Below are 20,091 nucleotides of genomic sequence, written 5' to 3' on the forward strand. Positions count from 1 at the left end.
GTTTTGCCCGCAGGAAAGTTTTTTACTTAGCCTGCGAACAAATTTGCACATTCCTTCCGCATCCAACAGACAACCCTCAAGTTGTAGCGATAACCGCGCGGCGTCGATCCGCCAATGTCTCCGGTATCGCCACCCACAGCAGCACAAACGCCACCCCGGCAATCATTGCCAGGGTCAGAAACGCCGCGCTATAACCGGCCTCTTGCACCACAAGTCCCGCCACGCTGCTGCTCAATGCCGCGCCAAGGCCGAACACGGTCGAGAGGGCGCCGAGACTGATGTTGAAGTGACCGGTGCCCAGTGTCAGGTCTTTCACCACTACCGGGAACAGCGCGCCGAAAACTCCAGCGCCAACGCCATCGAGCAACTGCACTGCGACCAGCCAGTAAGGATCGTCAGACAGCGTGTACAACACGCCGCGTAATGGCAGGATCAGAAAGCCTGCCAGCAGCAACGGTTTGCGCCCCCACACATCGGCTCTGGCCCCGACCAGCAACGCCACCGGCACCATGACCAATTGCGCAGCGACGATGCAGGCCGAGGTCAGTGGCGTGGCCATCTGCAAGTTCACTTGCGCCAGTTTTTGACTCACCAGCGGCAGCATCGCCGCGTTGGCCAAGTGGAACAGGGCGCAGCAGATGGCGAACATCAGCAGCGCCTTGTTGGTCAGTAGCACCGATAATCCTGAAGGTGCTTTGCTGTCTGTGGCGTCGCTCGGATCCAGGCCCCGGGCGAGATTGTGATCGATGGCATTGGCAGGGACGAAACTCACAGCCACCACGCTGCCCAGTGCCATGACGGCCATCAGGTAGAACACCGCAACCGGGCCGAACAGGTAAGCGAAGCCTCCGGCCAGCAGCGCTGCGCAAGCGTTGCCAGCATGGTTGAACGTCTCATTGCGTCCGGTGCGCCGAGTGAATGCTCGGGGGCCGGTGATACCCAGGGTGATTGCCGAGATGGCCGGGGCGAACACCGACGCAGCAGCGGCACTCAAGGCTTGAGTGATCGCCACCAGGCTAAATGACGTGACGAAGGGCAGCACCACACAACTGCCGGTCACCAGCAGCGCGGCAATCGCGATCACCGCGCGTTTGCTGCGGGTGTTGTCAACGAGGGCTCCGGCGGGTGTCTGGGTGAGGAGGGCGGCGATGCCTGCGAGGGTCATCACCAGTCCGATGCTGGCCGGTTCCCAGTGATGCACTGCCAACAGGTAAATGGCGAGATACGGCCCGAGCCCGTCGCGCACATCGGCGAGGAAGAAGTTGAGGCTGTCCAACGAGAGATTGTGGCGACTATCGGAGTGATTGATCACACTGGGATCTTCAATAATCGAGGTTCGGCGACATGACTCAACCTCCGCTAAAGTCAGTGACTTGTCGCCTGCGGATTTAGTTTCACACCGAGCGTAGGTGGCCACTCGAATCCGCCTCGAGCGGCCACCTCATGACGTCAGTTAATACGTGGATGCTGCTGCACCAACTCCTTGCGCTTGGCTTCCAGTTCGGCGATTTCGGCGTCGATGTCTTCGATTTTCTGCTCGATGTTGTCGTGGTGCTCCTTGAGCAGTTCCTTGGCCTCCTCAAGGTCCGAGGCTGCCGGTGCGGCACCACGCAACGGTTTGTTGGCGGTCTCTTTCATGGTCACTCCGGTGATCAGGCCGACGACGGCAATCACCATTAGGTAGTAGGCCGGCATGTACAGGTTGTCGGTGCTTTCCACCAGCCAGGCCACGGCAGTCGGCGTCAAACCGGCGATCAGCACCGAGACGTTGAAGGCGGCGGCCAGTGCGCTGTAGCGAATGTGGGTGGGGAACATCGCCGGCAGGGTTGAGGCCATCACGCCGATAAAGAAGTTCAGCAGCACGGCGAGGATCAGCAGGCCGGAAAAGATCAGGCCGATCTTGCCGCTGTTGATCAGCATGAACGCTGGAATCGCCAGCAGGAAAAGGCCGATGCTGCCGACAACGATGAAGGGTTTGCGGCCGATCTTGTCGCTGATAAAACCAATCGCCGGTTGCACGAAGAGCATGCCAACCATGATCGCGATGATGATCAGCACGCCACGGTTTTCGCTGTAGTGCAGGTTGTGCGACAGGTAGCTGGGCATGTAGGTCAGGAGCATGTAATAGGTGACATTGGTCACCGCTACCACGCCGATGCACGTCATCAGGCTGCGCCAGTGCTTGGTCGCGACTTCTTTGAACGACACTTTCGGGCCGCCGGCCAGGCCTTCGCGATCACCTTCTTCGAGTTTTTCTACGTGCTGCTGAAACGCCGGAGTCTCTTCCAGCGCATGACGCAGATAAAGGCCGATCATACCCAGCGGCAGCGCGAGGAAGAACGGCAGGCGCCAGCCCCATTCGAGGAATTTCTCTTCGCCGATGATCGTCGAAATCAGCACCACCACCCCGGCGCCGAGGACGAAACCTGCAATCGAACCGAAGTCCAGCCAACTGCCGAGGAAGCCGCGTTTACGGTCGGGCGCGTATTCGGCGACAAAAATCGACGCGCCGGTGTACTCGCCGCCGACCGAGAAACCCTGGGCCATTTTCGCCAGCAACAACAGGATCGGCGCCCAGATGCCGATCGATTCATACGATGGAATCAAGCCGATGGCGAAGGTGCTTAGCGACATGATCACGATGGTCGCGGCCAGGACTTTCTGGCGCCCGTACTTGTCGCCCAGAGCACCGAAGAACAGGCCGCCCAGCGGGCGGATCAGAAATGGCACCGAGAAGGTCGCCAACGCTGCAATCATCTGCACGCCGGGATCGGCGCCGGGGAAGAAGATCTTGCCCAGCGCGTAGGCGACAAAGCCATAGACCCCGAAGTCAAACCACTCCATGGCATTACCCAGTGCGGCGGCGGTAATCGCCTTGCGCATCTTGGCGTCGTCGACAATGGTGATGTCTTTCAATCCGATGGGATTGACGGTGTTTTTCCTTGATTTCATGCGGGTCACTCATAGCTGAACGGATTCGATGCCATTGTTTTGCTGGCATAGGCTCTTTGCGTCAGATACAAGAAGACACGAAATAATTCACTGCTAATGGCATTTTTGTTATCCGACTTCGCAGACGCACGGCGCGGCGCAGCGGTCCGCTCGGCCACCATTACGCAAAAGCACAAGACGTCAGGCTGAAAACCCGGATAATGGCCGCCAATTGTTTTTGCTCTCTGGTAAACCCGCATGGAAATCAAGGTCAACTTTCTCGACAACCTTCGACTTGAAGCCAAGTTCGACGACTTCACGGTGATCGCTGATCAGCCCATCCGCTATAAGGGCGATGGCTCGGCACCGGGGCCGTTCGACTACTTCCTGGCGTCGTCGGCCTTGTGCGCGGCTTACTTCGTGAAGCTGTACTGCGAAACGCGCAACATCCCGACCGACAATATTCGTCTGTCGCAGAACAACATCGTCGACCCGGAAAACCGCTACAACCAGATCTTCAAGATCCAGGTCGAATTGCCGGCAGACATCTCCGAGAAGGATCGTCTGGGCATCCTGCGTTCGATCGACCGCTGCACGGTGAAGAAGGTCGTGCAGACCGGCCCCGAGTTCGTGATCGAGGAAGTCGAGAACCTCGACGCCGATGCGCAGGCGCTGCTGATGCCGCATTCGACGTCGCAGGCAGGCACTTACATCGCTGGCAAGGACCTGCCGCTGGAGCAGACCATCGCCAACATGTCAGGGATTCTCGCCGATCTGGGCATGAAAATCGAAATCGCCTCGTGGCGCAACATCGTGCCCAACGTCTGGTCGCTGCACATCCGCGACGCGCACTCGCCGATGTGCTTCACCAACGGCAAGGGCGCGACGAAAGAGGGCGCGCTGGCCTCGGCTCTGGGTGAGTTCATCGAGCGCCTGAACTGTAACTTCTTCTACAACGACCAGTTCTGGGGCGAGGACATCGCCACCGCCAAGTTTGTGCATTACCCGAACGAGCGCTGGTTCAAGCCCGGCCCGAAAGACGAGCTGCCGTCAGAGATTCTCGACGAATATTGCCTGGACATTTACAACCGCGACGGCGAGCTTAAAGGCTCGCACCTGTACGACACCAACTCCGGCAACACCCAGCGCGGCATCTGCTCGCTGCCGTTCGTGCGGCAATCGGATGGCGAGGAGGTGTACTTCCCGTCCAACCTGATCGAAAACCTGTTTCTGAGCAACGGCATGAGCGCCGGCAATACCCTGGCCGAAGCGCAGGTGCAGTGCCTGTCGGAGATCTTCGAGCGCGCAGTCAAACGCGAGATTCTCGAAGGTGAAATGGCCTTGCCGGACGTGCCGCAAGAGGTGCTGGAAAAGTACCCAAGCATTCTCGCCGGGATCAAAGGGCTGGAAGAGCAGGGCTTCCCGGTACTGGTGAAAGATGCGTCGCTGGGTGGTGAGTTCCCGGTGATGTGCGTGACCCTGATGAACCCGCGCACCGGCGGTGTGTTCGCCTCGTTTGGCGCGCACCCAAGCCTGGAAGTGGCCCTGGAACGCAGCTTGACCGAGCTGCTGCAGGGCCGCAGTTTCGAAGGCTTGAACGACTTGCCGCAGCCGACCTTCTCCGGGCAGGCAGTGACCGAGCCGAACAACTTCGTCGAGCACTTCATCGACTCCAGTGGTGTGGTGTCGTGGCGTTTCTTCAGTGCCAAGGCCGACTTCGAATTCGTCGAGTGGGACTTCTCCGGTCAGGGCGAAAACTCCAATGCCGAAGAAGCCGCAACCCTCTTCGGCATCCTCGAAGACATGGGCAAAGAAGCGTACATGGCGGTCTACGACGACCTCGGTGCCAACGCTTGCCGGATCCTTGTGCCGGACTACTCGGAAATCTATCCGGTGGACGACCTGATCTGGGACAACACCAACAAGGCTTTGCAATTTCGCGCTGACATTCTCAACCTGCACAGTCTGAGCAAGGTTGGCCTGCGCAACCTGGCACAGGGTCTGGAAAACAGTGAGCTGGACGATTACACCGACATCACCACGCTGATCGGCATCGAGTTCGACGACAACACGCCGTGGGGCAAATTGACGATTCTGGAGCTGCGTCTGCTGATCTATCTCGCCCTGCAGAAATTCGAACCGGCCAAAGACCTGGTCGAAGCCTTCCTGCAATACAACGACAACACCGTCGAACGCGGCTTGTTCTATCAGGCCGTGAATGTGTGCCTGGAAATGGAGCTGGACGAGGATCTGGAACTGGCCGATTACGAAGCCAACTTCCGCCGCATGTTCGGCGACGAGCGTATGGATGCGGCGATCGGTTCGGTCAACGGCAGCGTGCGTTTCTACGGGTTGACGCCGACCAGCATGAAGCTCGAAGGGCTGGATCGTCACCTGCGTCTGATCGACAGCTATAAGAAACTGCATGCGGCACGGGCCAATGCGGCAGGGTTGAATCGCTGATAGCAAGCCTCGTGGCGAGGGGATCTGTCCCCTCGCCGCAGTTGGTTTTGCCGTCATGGATCATGGAGATTCAGGGATGGACGAGAAGGCAGTGAAGTCGACGCTGGTCAACTTTCTCGTGGCTGACGTTGAGATGGATTACCAAGGTGTCGGCGATTTTTACGATGCTGCCGGGGCATCGTTGCCTGCCCCGGCGCTTTCGCGAGCAGGCTCGCTCCCACAGTGGATCGTGTGTACGTCACGATAACCTGTGGGAGCGAGCCTGCTCGCGAAGGGGACCTGTCAGTCGCCGTCATTCTTTTGCGAAACGAGCACCACTTGCGGAACATCGAATGGCTTGCTCAGTGAACCGATCCGACGCGCTGTGATCAACGTTTGCATTGCGCCTGCACCACTTGGCAGGTGTTCGGCGTACCTCCGGATCGGCTCGCATAACGCATGCAGTTATTCATCGATTTCTTGCGCGCCATGCTCAATGTGTCGCCCCAGGCCAAACCGCCTTCGCCGGAGGTGGGTACCGCTTTGGCGTAGCAGTTGGAGCCGTTGGTGGCGTAGCGCTTGCTTGAGCAGCCCGCTGTCAGCGCCAGGGTGGTGGCGAGCAGGGTGAGCAGGAGCCAGGACGAGTATTGGCGTGCGGTGATTACGGTCATCTGGGGTCCTCGTTAAGTCAGGCGCTTCAATTGCCTCGCTGACATTCGTTGGCATTATCCAGCAATCGACACAAGGAAGGGGCCACTCGCAGCAAATGAAGCTATATGCGGTGTCAGTCACCCTCCTCATTGCCTGACCTGACGTACTCTCCCACATGGATCTCTGCTTGCCACCAACCCTGAGCCCACCACAGAAACCTGTAGGAGTGAGCCAGCTCGCGAAGGGGCCGTGTCAGTCGCCATCACTTTGACCGACAGATTGCCTTCGCGAGCAAGCCCGCTCCCACATTGGATCTCCGGAAGCCGCCAACCCTGAGTTCACCACAGAAACCTGTAGGAGCGGGTAGCCGCGAATCGGGTGGGTACTGTAGAAAACGTGCTTACCCATCCCCCCGTACACTCTGCTGCACAAATCGCTCGATCAACCACCGCGCCGCCGGCCCTGGTGGCAGGTCGGTGCGGTAGATAACGTCGAACGGATAAATTCCGCTCTGATACTCCGGCAGGTTCAAACGCACCAACCGACCGGACTGCAGGTCTTCCTCGACCATCGGCAACGGCATGTTCCCCCAGCCAATCCCCTCGCGCAGCAACATGTGTTTGGCCCCCAAATCCGCCAGGCGCCAGGTGCGATTACTGAGGACGGCGAAGTCGCGGTCCTTGGTCAGCAACGAACGGTCCGATAGCACCAGTTGTGTAAATTCACGCCCGGCACCGGGGGCATTCGCCTCGCTCGCCGCCAACGGATGATGCGGCGCTGCCACTGGAATCAACTCGACATTGCCGGCACCGATTCTCTCTATCGCCTCAATACCCTCATTCATCGGCCCACTCACGCCAATGATCGCGCCTCGATTGATCACCCGCTCAGTCACCGCCCCCAGCGCCTCCATGTGCAAGTGCAGGGCGACCGTGGGGAACGCCTCGCGAAAGGACTTCAACGCATCCACCACCCGCTGCGGCGGCAGCATCACGTCCAGCACCACATGCACCTCAGCCTCCAGACCCTGCAACAAGCCTTTGACCTTGGCGCGCAAGCCGTGCACGCCGTTGGCGATGGTCCGGGCTTCAGCCAGCACCGTTCGGCCGGCCTCGGTCAGTTGCGGTTTGCGCGTGGTCTGACGATCGAACAGCGTCACCCCCAACTGCAGCTCCAGGTTGGCGATGGAATAGCTGATCACCGACGTCGCGCGGTGCAGTTTCCTCGCCGCAGCGGCAAAACTGCCCAGTTCAACCACCGTCAGAAAGACCCGCAGTTGATCCAGCGTCGGCGTGCCCGGGTCAGAAATCATGGCTGTTTCCTCGTCATATCCAGCGTACCGGTATCGTCGCTGAGGCTCATCAGCTTGTCTATTTAATAGAACATCATGATCGAAATTAGTCGGCTATTCAGATTAGCTGGCCGAGCGCACCATTTCCTCACCTGGACGATTCATCTCGGATCACCCCAAATTCAAAGGAAATACCGCCATGACCACTACCGCAAAAATCGCTCAAGCCACCACAGAACAAAACCGCTCCGACGTCACCCAGGCCTCGGCCTCCTTGATCGGCCGCCTCTTGCTCAGCACCATCTTCATCCTCTCCGGTTTCTCCAAACTGGCGGCCCCGGCGATGATGATCGGCTACATCAGCTCTGTCGGCCTGCCATTGCCACAACTGGCGCTGGCTTTGGCAATCGTCGTTGAAATCGGTGGCGGCCTGGCGCTGATCGCCGGCTACCGCACCCGCACCGTTGCTGCTGTGCTGGCCGTGTTCAGCGTGGTTACCGCGCTGGCGTTCCACAGTGCGCTGGGCGATCAGAACCAGTTCATCCACTTCTTCAAGAACATCGCCATGGCCGGTGGCCTGTTGCAAGTGGTCGCGTTCGGCGCCGGTCGTTTCAGCCTTGACGCTCGTCGTCACTGATCACGCGCTATCCACTCCAACCGATCGAGGTCTCCCATGAAAGCCATCCGCGTGTACGAATACGGCAACCCCGAAGTGCTGCAACTGGAAGAGGTCGCCGACCCTGTGGCCGGCGCCGGTGAAGTGTTGATCGAAGTCGCCGGGGCAGGGGTCAACCCGATCGACTGGAAGGTGTTGTCCGGCGCGATGAAAGCGTTCATCCCGCTGCAGTTGCCATTTACCCCGGGCGTTGAAGTGTCCGGCAAGGTGACCGCTACCGGCCCCGGCGTGACCGAGTTCAAGATCGGCGATGAAGTGTTCGGCTTCATCAACATCGTCGGTGGCTACGCCAGCAAAGCCGTGGCTCCGGTGGCCAAACTGGCGCTGAAACCGCAATCGCTCAGCACCTTGAAGGCGGGTGCCGTACCCGCCACCGCGCTCACGGCATGGCAGGCGTTGACCGAGCACGCCGGCGTTCAGCGTCGGCAGAAAGTGCTGATCCACGCTGCTGCCGGTGGCGTAGGCAGCATGGCGGTGCAGATCGCCAAATACCTGGGTGCCGAAGTCATCGCCACGGCCTCGGCCAGCAACCACGCTTACTTGAAGCAACTTGGTGCTGATGACGTCATCGACTACACCACTCAGGCGTTCGAGGAGCGGGTGTCCGACGTCGACGTAGTGCTCGACCTGGTCGGCGGCGACACCCAGAACCGTTCGTTCAGCGTGTTGAAACGCGGGGGGCTGCTGGTCTCGCCGGTCAGTGCGCCGAGCATGACCCTGGCCAACGATTACGGCGTGACCCCGATCAACTTTGCCACTCGCTCCGATGGTGCGCAGTTGGCGCTGATCGCCGAACTGTTCGACCGCGGCCATCTCACGGTTGATGTCGAAGTGTTCCCGCTGAGCGAGGTGCAACGTGCGGTCGAGAAAAGCCAGAGTCGACGTGGCCGTGGCCGGTTGGTCCTTGATCCCACAAGGATCTGAGCCAGTCGCCAACCTGCGCTCATCACAAAACCCTGTGGGAGCGAGCCTGCTCGCGAAGGGGCCTTATCAGCCGACTCGCGTTGACTGGCCCACCGTTTTCGCGAGCAAGCCCGCTCCCACATTGGATCTCCGGCAGCCGCCAACCCTGAATTCACCAAAGTATCCTGGCCAACCGCCAATCCTGAGTTCAGCACATAAGCCTGTAGGAGTGAGCCTGCTCGCGAAGGGGCCAACGCAGTCGGTATCATCATCGCCTGACACACCGCTTTCGCGAGCAGGCTCGCCCCCACAGTAGATCAGTCAGTTCGGTGGCCGCTGCGGTTTCACTGATGTGCCGAAGGTATTGCCCATCCGCGTCGACGTGGCCGCCGGCGTCGCCAGTCCCACCTGATTCGGCGGTCGCTTGTTGACCGGCACGTTCATCGCTTCCTGATTCTTCTGCGCAGCCGCCGCGCCGTCGGGGTTGTTGCCCATCTGCTGGCTCAGGCAGTCGTAATTCGGCGCTTTGTAACCGCCGACGGTCACCTCGACGCAACCCACTGCCTGCTCGGCATGCACGCCGCCCGACAGCGTCAACAACAGCCCGCTCAACGCCAATGTCCACAGTGATTTCATGCTGGCCTCCTGGCCGGCCCGAAGGGGCCGCTCTAGCTCAAGAGTCTAGTGCAACGGCGGCGCCGATCCCGTGATGGTTTTTTTGCAGTGGCCGTCACACCAGATTCATAAACAGCCCTCAGGATGACGGTTTTCAGGGATACATCAGCCGTGCAGCGAGGCCGTGCCAGGGAGGATGTTGTGCGCTCAGCGCTCGTGCGCCAGCTCTGTCTGGGGCTGCTGCTTGGCTTGTTTCTGAGCCGTGCCAGCGCCGACCCGGTGCCGGCGACGATGCGCATGACGCTGCACATCCCGGCCCAGGAACTGGCCCGCGCCCTCGATCAGTTCAGCCGCGCCACCGGCATGGCGGTGCTGGTCGACAGCCAGTTGAGTCGCGGTCGACGGTCGTTGGCGGTGGATGGCGAATTCACCGCCGCCGAAGCGTTGCGCCGGATGCTCGGCGGCAGCGGGTTGATGGCCAAGTACAGCCGCGACGACGCGTTCACTTTGCAAGTGGCGCAAGTCGAGGATGTGCCGTTGCCGACGGAGAAACCGACCCCCGCCAGCGCAGCAGTCAACCGCAGTTACGCCACGGCGGTGCAGGCCGCGATTGAACGCAACCTGTGCCGTTCGCCACTCACCCGGCCCGGCAGCTTTCGTGCGGTGTTGCAGCTGTGGATCGGCCGTGACGGCGTGGTGCAGCACAACCGGTTGGTCACCTCGACCGGTGATGTTCGGCGCGATGCAGCGCTGGTAGACAGTTTTCACACGCTCAAAATCGACCGGCCGACACCCGGCGCATTACGCCAGCCAGTCACGTTGCTGTTGTTACCCGAATCGTCAGGAAAGCGCATGGAATGCACACAATGGGAAGGAGTTTCCGGGGGATGAAAGACGCCGGACAAAGTTCGATGGTCCAGCTGTTCCTGACGTCCTACGAGGACTTTCGGGTGCGCCTGCGACGCCGTCTCGGCTCGGAGGACCTGGCCAACGACGTGCTGCACGAAACCTATCTGCGGGTCGACCGCATGGAAGCGCCGCCGAACCTGCTGCGGCCCAACGCCTACCTCTATCGCATGGCCCTGAACATCGCCGCCGACCGCCGCCAGGCCGATGCGCGATTGCTCACCGGCAGCGAAGTCGAAGAACTGCTGCAAGTCAGCGACGAAGCCCTGGACCCGATGCGCGTGGTCGGCGGCCAAAAGGAAATCCAGTCGCTGCTCAGCGCCCTCTACGAGCTGCCGGCCCGGCGTCGTCGGATCTTCATCGCCGCACGGCTGGAAGAAGCGCCGCACCTGGAAATCTCCCAGCGTTTCGGCATTTCCACGCGCATGGTCGAGAAGGAAATCAAGGCCGCCCTCGGACACTGCGCGGCCAAACTGGAAAGAAAAGTGTTTCAGCGGTTCGGTCGCGGGGCCGGAAAACCGTCTAGTGAATGAAGCTCCGATTGAGTGTCCCGATCAACCCGTCGAGTACCTGCGCGTTTGAACATCTTCCGTCTGACACCTGCCGAGCCCACGCCTGCCGAGCGTCTGCAAAGCGAAGCCCGCGACTGGCTGATCCTGCTGACCTCCGGCCGCGCCACGGTCGCCGACGCCCGAGCGCTGCGCCAGTGGTGCGCCCAAAGCCCCGAACACGCCCGCGCCTTTGAAGAGTGCAAAGCCCTGTGGCACCTGCTGCAACCGGCGGTGGAAGCGACGCTGGCGCCACGCCGGTTTGGACGCCGGGCGTTTCTCGGCGGCGCGATGGCTGCTTCGGCGGCTTTCTTGCTGGTGCGCGGCACGATACCGGGCGGGTTCTCCGGGCTTGGTGCCGATTACATCACCGAAGTCGGCCAGCAACGACGGGTCGAACCGGCCGATGGTTTGAGCCTGGAATTGAACACCCAGACCCGCATCAACCAGCGTTCGGTGGATGAGGGCGTGCAAGGCTTTGAACTGGTCAGCGGCGAAGTCGAAGTGCAGACCGCGCGGCTGCCGATGGCGATGCAGGCCGGTGGCGGATGGCTGCGGGCGAGCAGGGCGCGGTTCAACCTGCGTAACCTCGATCAGCAGGTGTGCGTGACGTGCCTCGATGGTGCGGTGGACGTGGAAGTTGAAGGTCGCAGCTTGCGCCTGGAACCGGGCCAGCAACTGACCTATGACGCGCAACAGGTTGGCACCGTGCAAAGCGTCGACACGGCGGCGGTGATGAACTGGCGTCAGCAGGTGCTGGTGTTCAACGGCGCGACCCTCAGCCAGATGATCGACGAGATCAACCGCTACCGCCCAGGCATGTTGCTACTGCTCAACCGAGAACTCGGCCAGCGCCGCGTACAAGCCCGTTTCTCCCTCGACCAACTGGCCGGCGTAGGCGCACTGATCCGCGATGCCTACGGCGTCAAATGCACCGAACTGCCGGGTGGCGTAGTCGTCCTCAGCTAACTAACACAACACCCACAAACACCCCAAAACCCTGTGGGAGCGGGCTTGCTCGCGAAAGCGTCGTGTCAGTCAATATATTCGCAGCTGATCCACCGCTTTCGCGAGCAAGCCCGCTCCCACAAAGGTATCGAGGTGATAGGACTTACTCCAACGGCCCCATAACCTGCCGATACTTCTCCACCCCCTGCGCCGTCTCCCGAGTCAACCGCACCTCCAACCCCAACGGATCCTCCCTCCGATTCCCACTCAACTGCCGCCACCCCTTATCCATCTCCCAAACCCGCACCTGCAAATCACTCACCTCACCCAACACCGCAACCCCAGCCGTCGGCGCCGGCAACGGATACCGACTCCGCGCCGGCGCCACCGCGCGATACAGCGTGTCCCCCTTGAGCCACCACCGCACCCGCTGCAACGCCCCCGGCTGATCTGCCGCACTACGAATGATGTCCAGCCGAAACCCCTTGCTGTCACTGCTGCGCACCGTAACGGCAGGCGGCGCCGTCGCCGGTTCATCCTCAGTGCCGACCTTCTTCGGCTCCGTCAGCTCGATCCCGGCGCGCATCTCCACATCCCGCTGCATCTGGTTCAACGCCCGCAACAGGCTGTCACTCTGCTCACCACTGGCCTGCAAATGGCTGTCGGCGCGCGTGACACTGTCCAGCCCCTTCCAGGCAATCAGACTGACCACCGCCATCAACAGAATCGCGACCATCACCTCGATCAGCGTAAAACCTTGTTGTCTGTTCATTGCACGCTAACCCGGCCCGAAGCATCGCGCAGCACACTCAACCGATTGAGCCCGTCAGACAACGTCAACTGCAGCGGCGGATTGATCCACTCCGCGTTGAGCACCACTTTCTGCTTCGGCTCCACCCGCACCTCCAGCTTCGGACTCTGCCAGGGACGCGGCCGCAACTGCGGGTCCCGATCGAAATGATCAAAACCCTTGCCACTGTCACTGCGCCGACTGAACCGAAACCCCTTGCCATCGCTCAACCACGCAATCGGCCGGCCATCGGCGCGTGCCTCAGCCTGGGCAATCTGCAGCAACTGCGCCACGCGCTCGGCGTCCTTGCGCAGCAACTGCAACGGATCGGGCTTGATACTCAAACTGATCGCCGCACTGGCGATGCCGATGATCACCAGCACCACCATCAACTCGATCAGCGTAAAACCCTGCTGCCTGCACCGGTTCATCGAATGCGCACTCCCTTGCGTCCAGCCCCGTCCCAAAAAACCATCCTGCACGGCCAACATGTAAGGCGTGTGAAATAAAACCGTGAGAATTGCCGCGTAGTCTGGTCACCGGGACTAAAAGGAGATTCAGCCCATGAGATTCACCGCACGCTTTTCACCCCCCCAAATCATCCAGGCCGCCGCACTGCTGACCGCCCTGGTCGGCATCGCCACCTGGTCATCCCTGCTCCTGACCACCGCCGAATCCCACACCCCGGCCGCCACCCCGCAACTGCTCGCTGCGCGCAGTGATAATCCTGCGTTGCAGTGGTTTTCCAATCGCACGGCGCCGGTGGAGATCAAGGTCAGTGGCGTGATGGCGGGGAGTCGGGGGGCGGTGGCGATACTCAGCCTCAACGACGGACCGCCGAGGAGTTTTTTGCAGGGGGAACGGGTGAGTCCTGGGGTGAGGTTGGTGGCGGTGGAGGGGGATGGGGTGGTGATTGAGCAGGGTGGAGAGAGGGTGCGGTTGGAGGTGGAGAGGTTGGGGGAGGGGGTGGAGATGCCTAGGTTGGTGAGGCCGTGAATGATACGAAGTGACGGCGGTTATGCCCGCTTTCGGCCAAAAGCGGACTTTGCGAACACTTTAAATAAATCTGTGCCGTTATCGCTGTTTCGACATCGACGCTCGAACGGTTAGCAAACTGCCTAGGGCGAACCTGCTCGTCGTGTTTACACAGCGCCTCGGTATCGAACTTAGCCGTCCGGGCATTGACACGTTAATTTGACTCCATCTGCTCAGCTACGTGATATAGCCACCGACGGCATTCCTGCCCCGGCGAGCATCGCCTTCTCCAGGTAACGATATTCCCAGCCTTGCAATGAACTCTCGAAGGCCTGTCACTAGATCTGGCTTCATCCCATCACCTTATCCATGGCAAAAGTGAATTCGCGTCCTTCACGCATTATTCGTTTTTTGAGAGTTCTACTGGACAACCAGCATTCACCCATCTAGCTTCTAGGTAGTGGCTTTTTGCCAAAAAAAATTTGCTACAAAGGCATTTGATCAATCGAATTAAGTGCCTCAATTTCAGATGATAGAGGCATTTCACAAGCTGGATTTTTTTGTATTTGAGGAGCGAAGATTGAAGAAAATTGACCTCCACATGCATACCATCTCCACAATCAGCGACTCATACTTCGAATTCTCACTAGAGAAACTTAAAGAATATGTTGAGATAGCAGAGTTAGATGCTATCGCCATAACGAATCATGATATTTTTGATCTTGCTCAGTTTAATGAAATTTGTGAAGCACTAAACTGCGCCGTCTTTCCCGGCATTGAGATAAACTTAGACGCCGGGCACCTCCTTCTAATTTCAGAAAACCATGACCTTGAAGGCTTTCAACTTAAGGCGAATGAAGTAGCCAAGAACGTGGTAGCAATCGGCGACTCAATCAATGTCGATGATTTGATACGAATTTTTGGTGACCTTAACAATTATTTGTTGATCCCCCATTATGAAAAGAAGCCAAGTCTTCACGCAGAAACTATTAAAAGACTTAAGGATGTAATCTCTGCAGGTGAGGTCGACAGTCCTAAAAAATTTGTTCGCATGTCAAAAGATGAAACCGAACTTACACCAGTAATCTTCAGCGACATGCGATTTTACGTGGGGATGACTAAATTCCCAACAAGGCAGACTTACATAGATTGCGGGGATATATCATTAAAATCTTTGAAGTTTGCCTTGCGCGACAGGAGCAAGGTATCTCTTTCAAAGCTTGATGGTAATTCAATTTTCCAAGTATTTGAGGATGGGCAATGTCTCTCAACTGGCCTAAATGTAATTCTTGGGGCTAGATCCTCGGGAAAAACCGAAACCTTAACCCAGATAAACAATAGCTGCGAAAACGTAAAATACATTCCTCAATTCTCTCTTGTACAAAGAGACGATGCCAACTATGAAAAAGAATTCAATGCAGATGTAACGCGCAAGAAAAGTATTTTTTCAGACAAGCACCTAGCTCCCTTCAAAACGGTATTAGACGATGTATTGAGTATCGATACTGAAACCAACAAACGAAGAGTCGCAGATTACTTAGACACTCTAATGAAATCAGCCGAAGAGGCACAGAAATTTGATTCATTTTCCAAAGCTTCGTTATTCAATGAAACCTTATTCGATTTAGGTGAACACACATCGCTCAACGAACTTGTCGGCTCAGTAAGGCAGCTGATAGAAAATATTGAATTTAGAGATATCATAGACAGGTATATCGATACAAACGCCCTAAAGGCACTGGCCCGCGAATTAATAGCCATCTTGTGGTCCAGAGCCTACGAGAGAAAAAAGAAAAGTTTGGTGAATGACATTATTCGCGATATTAAAAGCAAACTTCAACTAAAGACCTCAGCAACTCAAATCAAAGATGTTGACCTTTATCGAGTCATGTTTGAGCACAAGAAACTTCTGAAGTTTAGCGAAATCGCCAAGCTGCTTCAGGAAGAGAAAACAATATATCAAGAAAGTTTTCAAGGGTTTAAGATCGTCTGTAAACAACGTGCGTTTCAAGGTCCAGGTGAAATCAAAAATGTTAGCGGCCAAAAGGTTGCTTTTAGTGATGCATTCAGAGATTACGCACATCCGGCAAAATACCTCTCCAGCTTGAAAGCAAACGAAGCATTCACTCCTTCAGAATTTTATAAATATTTTGCATGCATTGAGTATGAAATCTTGAACAAAGATGGCTTTAAGGTTTCTGGCGGAGAGCGTTCTGAATTTAGACTATTGCAAGAAATAAAGGATGCTCAAAACTTTGACTATTTACTTATCGACGAGCCAGAGTCTTCATTTGACAATCTCTTCCTAAAGAGTGAAGTCAATCAGATGCTCAAAGAAATATCAAAAAGCATGCCGGTAGTTATTGTAACTCATAATAGTGTCGTAGGTGCATCCATCAAAGCCGACTACACAATCTATACTGCCAAAGAACTTGAAGAGGAGAAGATAATATACAGAAGATATTCTGGACATCCTTCCAGCAGAGAATTAATTTCAACCGACGGTAAAAAAATTAATAACTTTAAAGTGACCATGGACTCTCTGGAAGCAGGCGAATCCGCTTACATGGAAAGGAAGGCAGGATATGAAAATATTAAAAATTGAAAAAAGCCAAGGGTACTATCTAGACGCCGAAGGAAGTTACGAAACCATCGATAAAATTGATAAGTCTGTCTTATTATCACTCGTCAACCTAGCTCTTTCCGACGACTTTGAAATTGATGAGTACAATGAAGAAAATCTAAAAAACCAAGCTCACCAAATAATTTACAAAAGCATTAGCAGCAAACTAATAGATTTGCATCGAAGGCGAAATCAATTTCGCGACGAGTCCGAGCGACTATATCTAGAAGAGTACGAAAAATACAAGGCTTGACCGCGCCAGATTTTCTCATTGCAAAGTTATCTCATTTTTTACAAATCGCGGCGCTATGCGCCGCCACTCCAATAGAGGCATTGCAGTAAAATACAGATTTGTATCTTCTGGCTATAAAGAATAAGCTCCATGTTTAGGACTTATTTTAGTTCTTCGCCTATCTCTTGGCCCACCCGCTGCCTCGCCAACTCATGCAATACCTCACCAAGGGGTTTCTGGATCGCACCGAAGATAGCCCTCTTGCGCCTCTTCGGAATGAAGACGACGTGACACTTACTGTCCAACTTCGTGTAAGCAAGGTTCCATTTCGTTTAACCGATCTCTTAGTAGTGGCAGAAGGTTTCCGATGACCGCATCACACGATCAAATCTCAAGAAGTACCCCGGCTTAGCCGGGGGATTTTATGAGTTTGCAGTTCGCTTCTGGCCGATTGCTGCTGCAACTGACCATCAGCAAAAGGGCGGCGTCCGACTCTCCTCTTTTCGCTCGCACACGGTATTTTTTCATTGCGTCGTTAAAGAATGCCTTCTTCAGTGTCCGCATCTCAGTGGCGACCAAGTCTCACATTCTGTCAGTTGAATATCACCACGTTTAAGAATTCTGCCTTACAGATTGGCAGTTAATTTGCTCTATGCGGAAAAGTGCACTACAAAGGTAGGAGACGCATTCCGAGAATGATCATACGGCCGCGATGGCGCTGAAATTGATATTTTTCGAATATGAAACACTATAAGAGTCATAGGTATGGATCACAGTTACGATGGACTGCATGCAGCAATTCGCAATCATGGCTATGTTTCTTTAAATGCTAGACCTTCCATGTCAGTTTCACAGACTATGCAGGAGCTCGCCTTGTATATGGGAGGTTCGGTTGTAGCCGGGCGAAATAGAAAGGTTTTAGAAACGTTGAAGACGCTGAGAGCCGATGAAGCTCCTCTAAGCTCGTTAAGTCGCTTTTCTGGAGCAGGTGCTCAGCCTTGGCATGTTGATGGATCACATCTGCCGATACCACCACGGTATTTGATTTTAGGCTGTCACTCGATTAACGGAGGTGGAGCACCCCCAACGCAGCTTTTGAAAGTCAAAGATGCAGGGTTTCCACTTCTCGCAAGTCACCGCGAGACTTTCACAGTGAAGAATGGGCGTTCAAGCTTTTATTCCACGATAGCCAATACGGATCGAACGTGGATTCGTTTCGATCCGGCTTGTATGACTGCACATACAGAAGAGGGGCGTACTATATTCGAGGGATTAGAGTCACATTCACTTCAACCGTCTTTGAATCTGGAGTGGACAGCCGGTGTAATTCTTATAGTTGACAATTGGACGGTACTTCATCGCCGGGGTAATGCCTCTTGTATCGGTCATCGCACCCTTTTGCGCATCTCATTGAAGGATTGGATATGAATACAACTAGACGTGGAGCGACACGAGCGATTCCGCCTGCACTTTCAGATGATGCGCTTTATGGCAAAGCAGCGCTGTACGCCCGGCGCGCGCTTGAGGCCAAGGAAGTTGACGCGGAGGATGCATACCAACTATGGGCAACTTTGGCTCTTGAGTTGCTTGGTAAGTTCGCACTGGCAAGGATCCACCCGAGCCTGGTCGTGGACCCTAAAAACTCTAATAGCATGTTGGAAGCTTGCGGCATATCGACGGCTACGGCTGTTCGAACCATTGATGCCAATGAGGTGTTCCTGCGCCTTAAACATGTCATTCCAGGATTCAACTCCTTAGCTTATAACTCATGCAAAGATTTGGCCGATCGCCGCAATGCCGAACTTCATTCAGGGCACGCTGCATATATTGGGATTAGCTTGGAAGTGTGGGAGGGGAAGTTGTGGCATGCAGTGCGATTAATTTTGCAGGCCGCGAATAAAGATCTTGAAGACTTCATTGGCGGTGCGGCTGCAGAGAAAGAAGAACTCATAAGTCATTTGTCTCATCTCAAGTGTCAATCTGCATTGCAAAAAATTGAACATGCGCGAGACAATTTCAGCAAAGACGCCGATGGCAAGAGGCGGGCTCCAAAAACATTGGAAGATCAAAGATCTCAATCCGGGGAGCGCTCTTGGTGGCATCTTTATCGCCTAACAAGTGGAAGGTACGCTCGATATTGGACTCGCCAATGTCCAGCTTGCCAATGCACTGCAGTTTTGGGCGGGGACAAAGACTATGAAGAGCTGACGGATGATCAGGAGGAAGTGAGTCCTGGTTATGAAGAGGTTGAGACAACTTATTCTCCTGTTGAATTCATTTGTGATCAATGCAACTTGCACCTTGTGGGCACTGATGAGCTTTCAGCTGCCGGTTTGAGTGAGGAAATTGTTGAAGTTGACGAGCGTGAGATTAGCTACGAACCAGACTATGGAAATGACTGACGCTTGTCTCCTGCGTCTACTGTTTGCGGGCGGGAGCGGTAACCATGAACGGCTGCATTTGGCCGATAGCTGCCGCTCACGAACGGCGACTTTCGGCCAGAAGCAGTCACTCCAAAAAGTCACTGCAAGGGAGGTCTGCTTTGTGCAGAGTTTACTTAGCCGGTTAGGCTGCCCCCCCAAAGTAGCTATTCTCGATTTCGCCTCTCATTCCCTCGGTAGAATGAAGGTAACGTAGCACATAAAATATTTCATCTTCAATGTATGACGCTAAGTAAGCAAGATTATCGCCAATATTGAATCTATAGTAACTATGCACAAGCGTATTTCTAATATCATAAAGCATGCCAGACTTCATCGTGTCGGTGTAATAGCTGGCATCTTTTACATCTTCGAATATTAGTTTGGCGACAGCGGATAAGTTGGTGTCTTTCTCTTCGCGCTGCATTTCTGTATACAGCAATCCTATAAGCTTGCTTTCAGATGAATAGTCATCGATGCGCTTCCTTATAATGCCGAGATGGCTTCGCTTTATCTTAAGCTCATTGACCTTCTTGTAAAATACGAACTCCATGGCAAGCTCGTATATCTGATAAAAAAACATGAATCTAGCATAGCCGTTTTGTTCAGAAGGCAGAACCTCGCCCAGTAACGTCTTGAAGAAACCCGATGCTAGATCGCCATTGAAGCATTGGCGGACAACAATCTTCGAGGAAATCGGTAATTTAAAATCCACGCCTGCAAGCGAGCACTTTTCGTAATATGGATATATGCCATGCAACAAAAATGCTAGGGCCAACTCTCCGTCGCAGTGGATTTCGACGCTTTCTAAAATACGCTTACTGTAAACTAATACGTAGATGCTTTCGGGAAGAACTTGGCCTTTCAGTGTCTTCATTGCTTCATATACGTGCTTTCTGAAATACTTGTTCTCATATTCATCATGCTCCGAAGATATCATAGAAAGCACAGGTATCAGCCATCCAATTCGAACATCTCTAGGGTTGGCTGATATAAAAATCTCCGCGATCTCTTTCTCGTCCGGCACGGATTTCGTATATAGTCTCACTCCATATTCTGTCTGCACTTCAGGTAATGAGTCCTCAAAATAAGCAGGCGGCACATTAGCATCCGATAGCTCGATCAAGTCATTCATGACAA

Annotated in this window: 20 protein-coding genes; 12 read left to right on the plus strand and 8 right to left on the minus strand. The window is 55.4% G+C overall.

Going from position 1 to position 20,091, the window contains the following annotated elements; all coding sequences use genetic code 11:
* Positions 1-76: 76 nt before the first annotated feature.
* Together U862_RS0107500 and proP are read right to left on the minus strand one after the other, a co-directional pair.
* On the minus strand, positions 77-1,312 hold the full coding sequence (locus U862_RS0107500; RefSeq protein WP_025109816.1) for an MFS transporter: 1,236 nt from the start codon (positions 1,310-1,312) through the stop codon (positions 77-79).
* Positions 1,313-1,449: 137 nt separating this feature from the next.
* The gene (proP, locus tag U862_RS0107505; RefSeq protein ID WP_025109817.1) at positions 1,450-2,952 is read right to left on the minus strand and encodes a glycine betaine/L-proline transporter ProP; all 1,503 of its coding nucleotides are present in this window, start codon (positions 2,950-2,952) and stop codon (positions 1,450-1,452) included.
* A gap of 237 nt (positions 2,953-3,189) precedes the next feature.
* Here proP and U862_RS0107510 point away from each other — a divergent pair, with 237 nt between their 5' ends.
* Together U862_RS0107510 and U862_RS30770 are read left to right on the plus strand one after the other, a co-directional pair.
* Positions 3,190-5,394, plus strand: coding sequence for an OsmC domain/YcaO domain-containing protein (locus U862_RS0107510; protein ID WP_025109818.1), 2,205 nt, complete (start codon positions 3,190-3,192; stop codon positions 5,392-5,394).
* A 76-nt stretch (positions 5,395-5,470) separates the two neighbouring features.
* On the plus strand, positions 5,471-5,641 hold the full coding sequence (locus tag U862_RS30770; protein WP_157836062.1) for a hypothetical protein: 171 nt from the start codon (positions 5,471-5,473) through the stop codon (positions 5,639-5,641).
* 121 nt (positions 5,642-5,762) lie between these two features.
* Here U862_RS30770 and U862_RS0107525 read toward each other — a convergent pair whose 3' ends face one another.
* Both U862_RS0107525 and U862_RS0107530 read right to left on the minus strand, forming a co-directional pair.
* Positions 5,763-6,044, minus strand: coding sequence for a hypothetical protein (locus tag U862_RS0107525; protein ID WP_025109819.1), 282 nt, complete (start codon positions 6,042-6,044; stop codon positions 5,763-5,765).
* A 380-nt stretch (positions 6,045-6,424) separates the two neighbouring features.
* Positions 6,425-7,336 (minus strand): LysR family transcriptional regulator, encoded by a 912-nt coding sequence (locus tag U862_RS0107530; protein ID WP_025109820.1) that lies wholly within the window; start codon positions 7,334-7,336, stop codon positions 6,425-6,427.
* Between the two features lie 178 nt (positions 7,337-7,514).
* Between U862_RS0107530 and U862_RS0107535 the strand changes: the two genes are divergently transcribed.
* Together U862_RS0107535 and U862_RS0107540 are read left to right on the plus strand one after the other, a co-directional pair.
* Positions 7,515-7,952 carry a DoxX family protein gene (locus tag U862_RS0107535; RefSeq protein WP_025109821.1) on the plus strand — a complete coding sequence of 146 codons (438 nt, stop codon included), beginning with the start codon at positions 7,515-7,517 and terminating at the stop codon, positions 7,950-7,952.
* Between the two features lie 36 nt (positions 7,953-7,988).
* Positions 7,989-8,915, plus strand: a complete 927-nt coding sequence (locus U862_RS0107540) for an NADP-dependent oxidoreductase (RefSeq protein WP_025109822.1) — start codon at positions 7,989-7,991, stop codon at positions 8,913-8,915.
* Positions 8,916-9,215: 300 nt separating this feature from the next.
* On the opposite strand, the gene U862_RS0107545 is transcribed toward U862_RS0107540, so the two are convergent.
* On the minus strand, positions 9,216-9,530 hold the full coding sequence (locus U862_RS0107545) for a hypothetical protein (protein WP_025109823.1): 315 nt from the start codon (positions 9,528-9,530) through the stop codon (positions 9,216-9,218).
* Between the two features lie 123 nt (positions 9,531-9,653).
* Here U862_RS0107545 and U862_RS0107550 point away from each other — a divergent pair, with 123 nt between their 5' ends.
* From U862_RS0107550 to U862_RS0107560, 3 genes are read left to right on the plus strand one after another with little or no spacing between them, the layout of a single operon-like run.
* Entirely contained in the window at positions 9,654-10,400 is a 747-nt protein-coding gene (locus U862_RS0107550; protein WP_371262561.1) for an STN domain-containing protein, read from the plus strand.
* The gene (locus tag U862_RS0107555) at positions 10,397-10,948 is read left to right on the plus strand and encodes an RNA polymerase sigma factor (protein ID WP_011334580.1); all 552 of its coding nucleotides are present in this window, start codon (positions 10,397-10,399) and stop codon (positions 10,946-10,948) included. The genes U862_RS0107550 and U862_RS0107555 overlap by 4 nt, the downstream gene beginning before the upstream one ends.
* A 45-nt stretch (positions 10,949-10,993) precedes the next feature.
* Positions 10,994-11,932 (plus strand): FecR family protein, encoded by a 939-nt coding sequence (locus U862_RS0107560; RefSeq protein WP_025109825.1) that lies wholly within the window; start codon positions 10,994-10,996, stop codon positions 11,930-11,932.
* A 142-nt stretch (positions 11,933-12,074) separates the two neighbouring features.
* Here the strand turns inward: U862_RS0107560 and U862_RS0107565 are convergent, their stop codons facing one another.
* Together U862_RS0107565 and gspH are read right to left on the minus strand one after the other, a co-directional pair.
* Complete coding sequence (locus tag U862_RS0107565) at positions 12,075-12,683, minus strand: prepilin-type N-terminal cleavage/methylation domain-containing protein (protein ID WP_025109826.1); 609 nt, start codon at positions 12,681-12,683, stop codon at positions 12,075-12,077.
* The gene (gene gspH, locus U862_RS0107570; RefSeq protein ID WP_025109827.1) at positions 12,680-13,132 is read right to left on the minus strand and encodes a type II secretion system minor pseudopilin GspH; all 453 of its coding nucleotides are present in this window, start codon (positions 13,130-13,132) and stop codon (positions 12,680-12,682) included. Before gspH ends, U862_RS0107565 begins: the two co-directional genes overlap by 4 nt.
* 133 nt (positions 13,133-13,265) lie before the next feature.
* On the opposite strand from gspH, the gene U862_RS0107575 reads away from it, so the two are divergent.
* The 5 genes from U862_RS0107575 (at position 13,266) to U862_RS0107595 (ending at position 18,933) form a co-directional block, all read left to right on the plus strand.
* The gene (locus U862_RS0107575) at positions 13,266-13,697 is read left to right on the plus strand and encodes a type II secretion system protein N (RefSeq protein ID WP_025109828.1); all 432 of its coding nucleotides are present in this window, start codon (positions 13,266-13,268) and stop codon (positions 13,695-13,697) included.
* A gap of 559 nt (positions 13,698-14,256) precedes the next feature.
* The gene (locus tag U862_RS0107580) at positions 14,257-16,281 is read left to right on the plus strand and encodes a phosphotransferase (protein WP_025109829.1); all 2,025 of its coding nucleotides are present in this window, start codon (positions 14,257-14,259) and stop codon (positions 16,279-16,281) included.
* Positions 16,262-16,552, plus strand: coding sequence for a hypothetical protein (locus U862_RS0107585; protein WP_025109713.1), 291 nt, complete (start codon positions 16,262-16,264; stop codon positions 16,550-16,552). The genes U862_RS0107580 and U862_RS0107585 overlap by 20 nt, the downstream gene beginning before the upstream one ends.
* Positions 16,553-17,410: 858 nt before the next feature.
* Positions 17,411-17,959 (plus strand): TauD/TfdA family dioxygenase, encoded by a 549-nt coding sequence (locus U862_RS31400; protein ID WP_371262562.1) that lies wholly within the window; start codon positions 17,411-17,413, stop codon positions 17,957-17,959.
* On the plus strand, positions 17,956-18,933 hold the full coding sequence (locus tag U862_RS0107595) for a hypothetical protein (protein ID WP_025109830.1): 978 nt from the start codon (positions 17,956-17,958) through the stop codon (positions 18,931-18,933). Before U862_RS31400 ends, U862_RS0107595 begins: the two co-directional genes overlap by 4 nt.
* Positions 18,934-19,096: 163 nt before the next feature.
* Here U862_RS0107595 and U862_RS0107600 read toward each other — a convergent pair whose 3' ends face one another.
* Positions 19,097-20,086, minus strand: coding sequence for a hypothetical protein (locus tag U862_RS0107600; protein WP_025109831.1), 990 nt, complete (start codon positions 20,084-20,086; stop codon positions 19,097-19,099).
* Positions 20,087-20,091: the final 5 nt, after the last annotated feature.

It is taken from the genome of Pseudomonas sp. H1h, assembly GCF_000633255.1.
Classification (GTDB): domain Bacteria; phylum Pseudomonadota; class Gammaproteobacteria; order Pseudomonadales; family Pseudomonadaceae; genus Aquipseudomonas.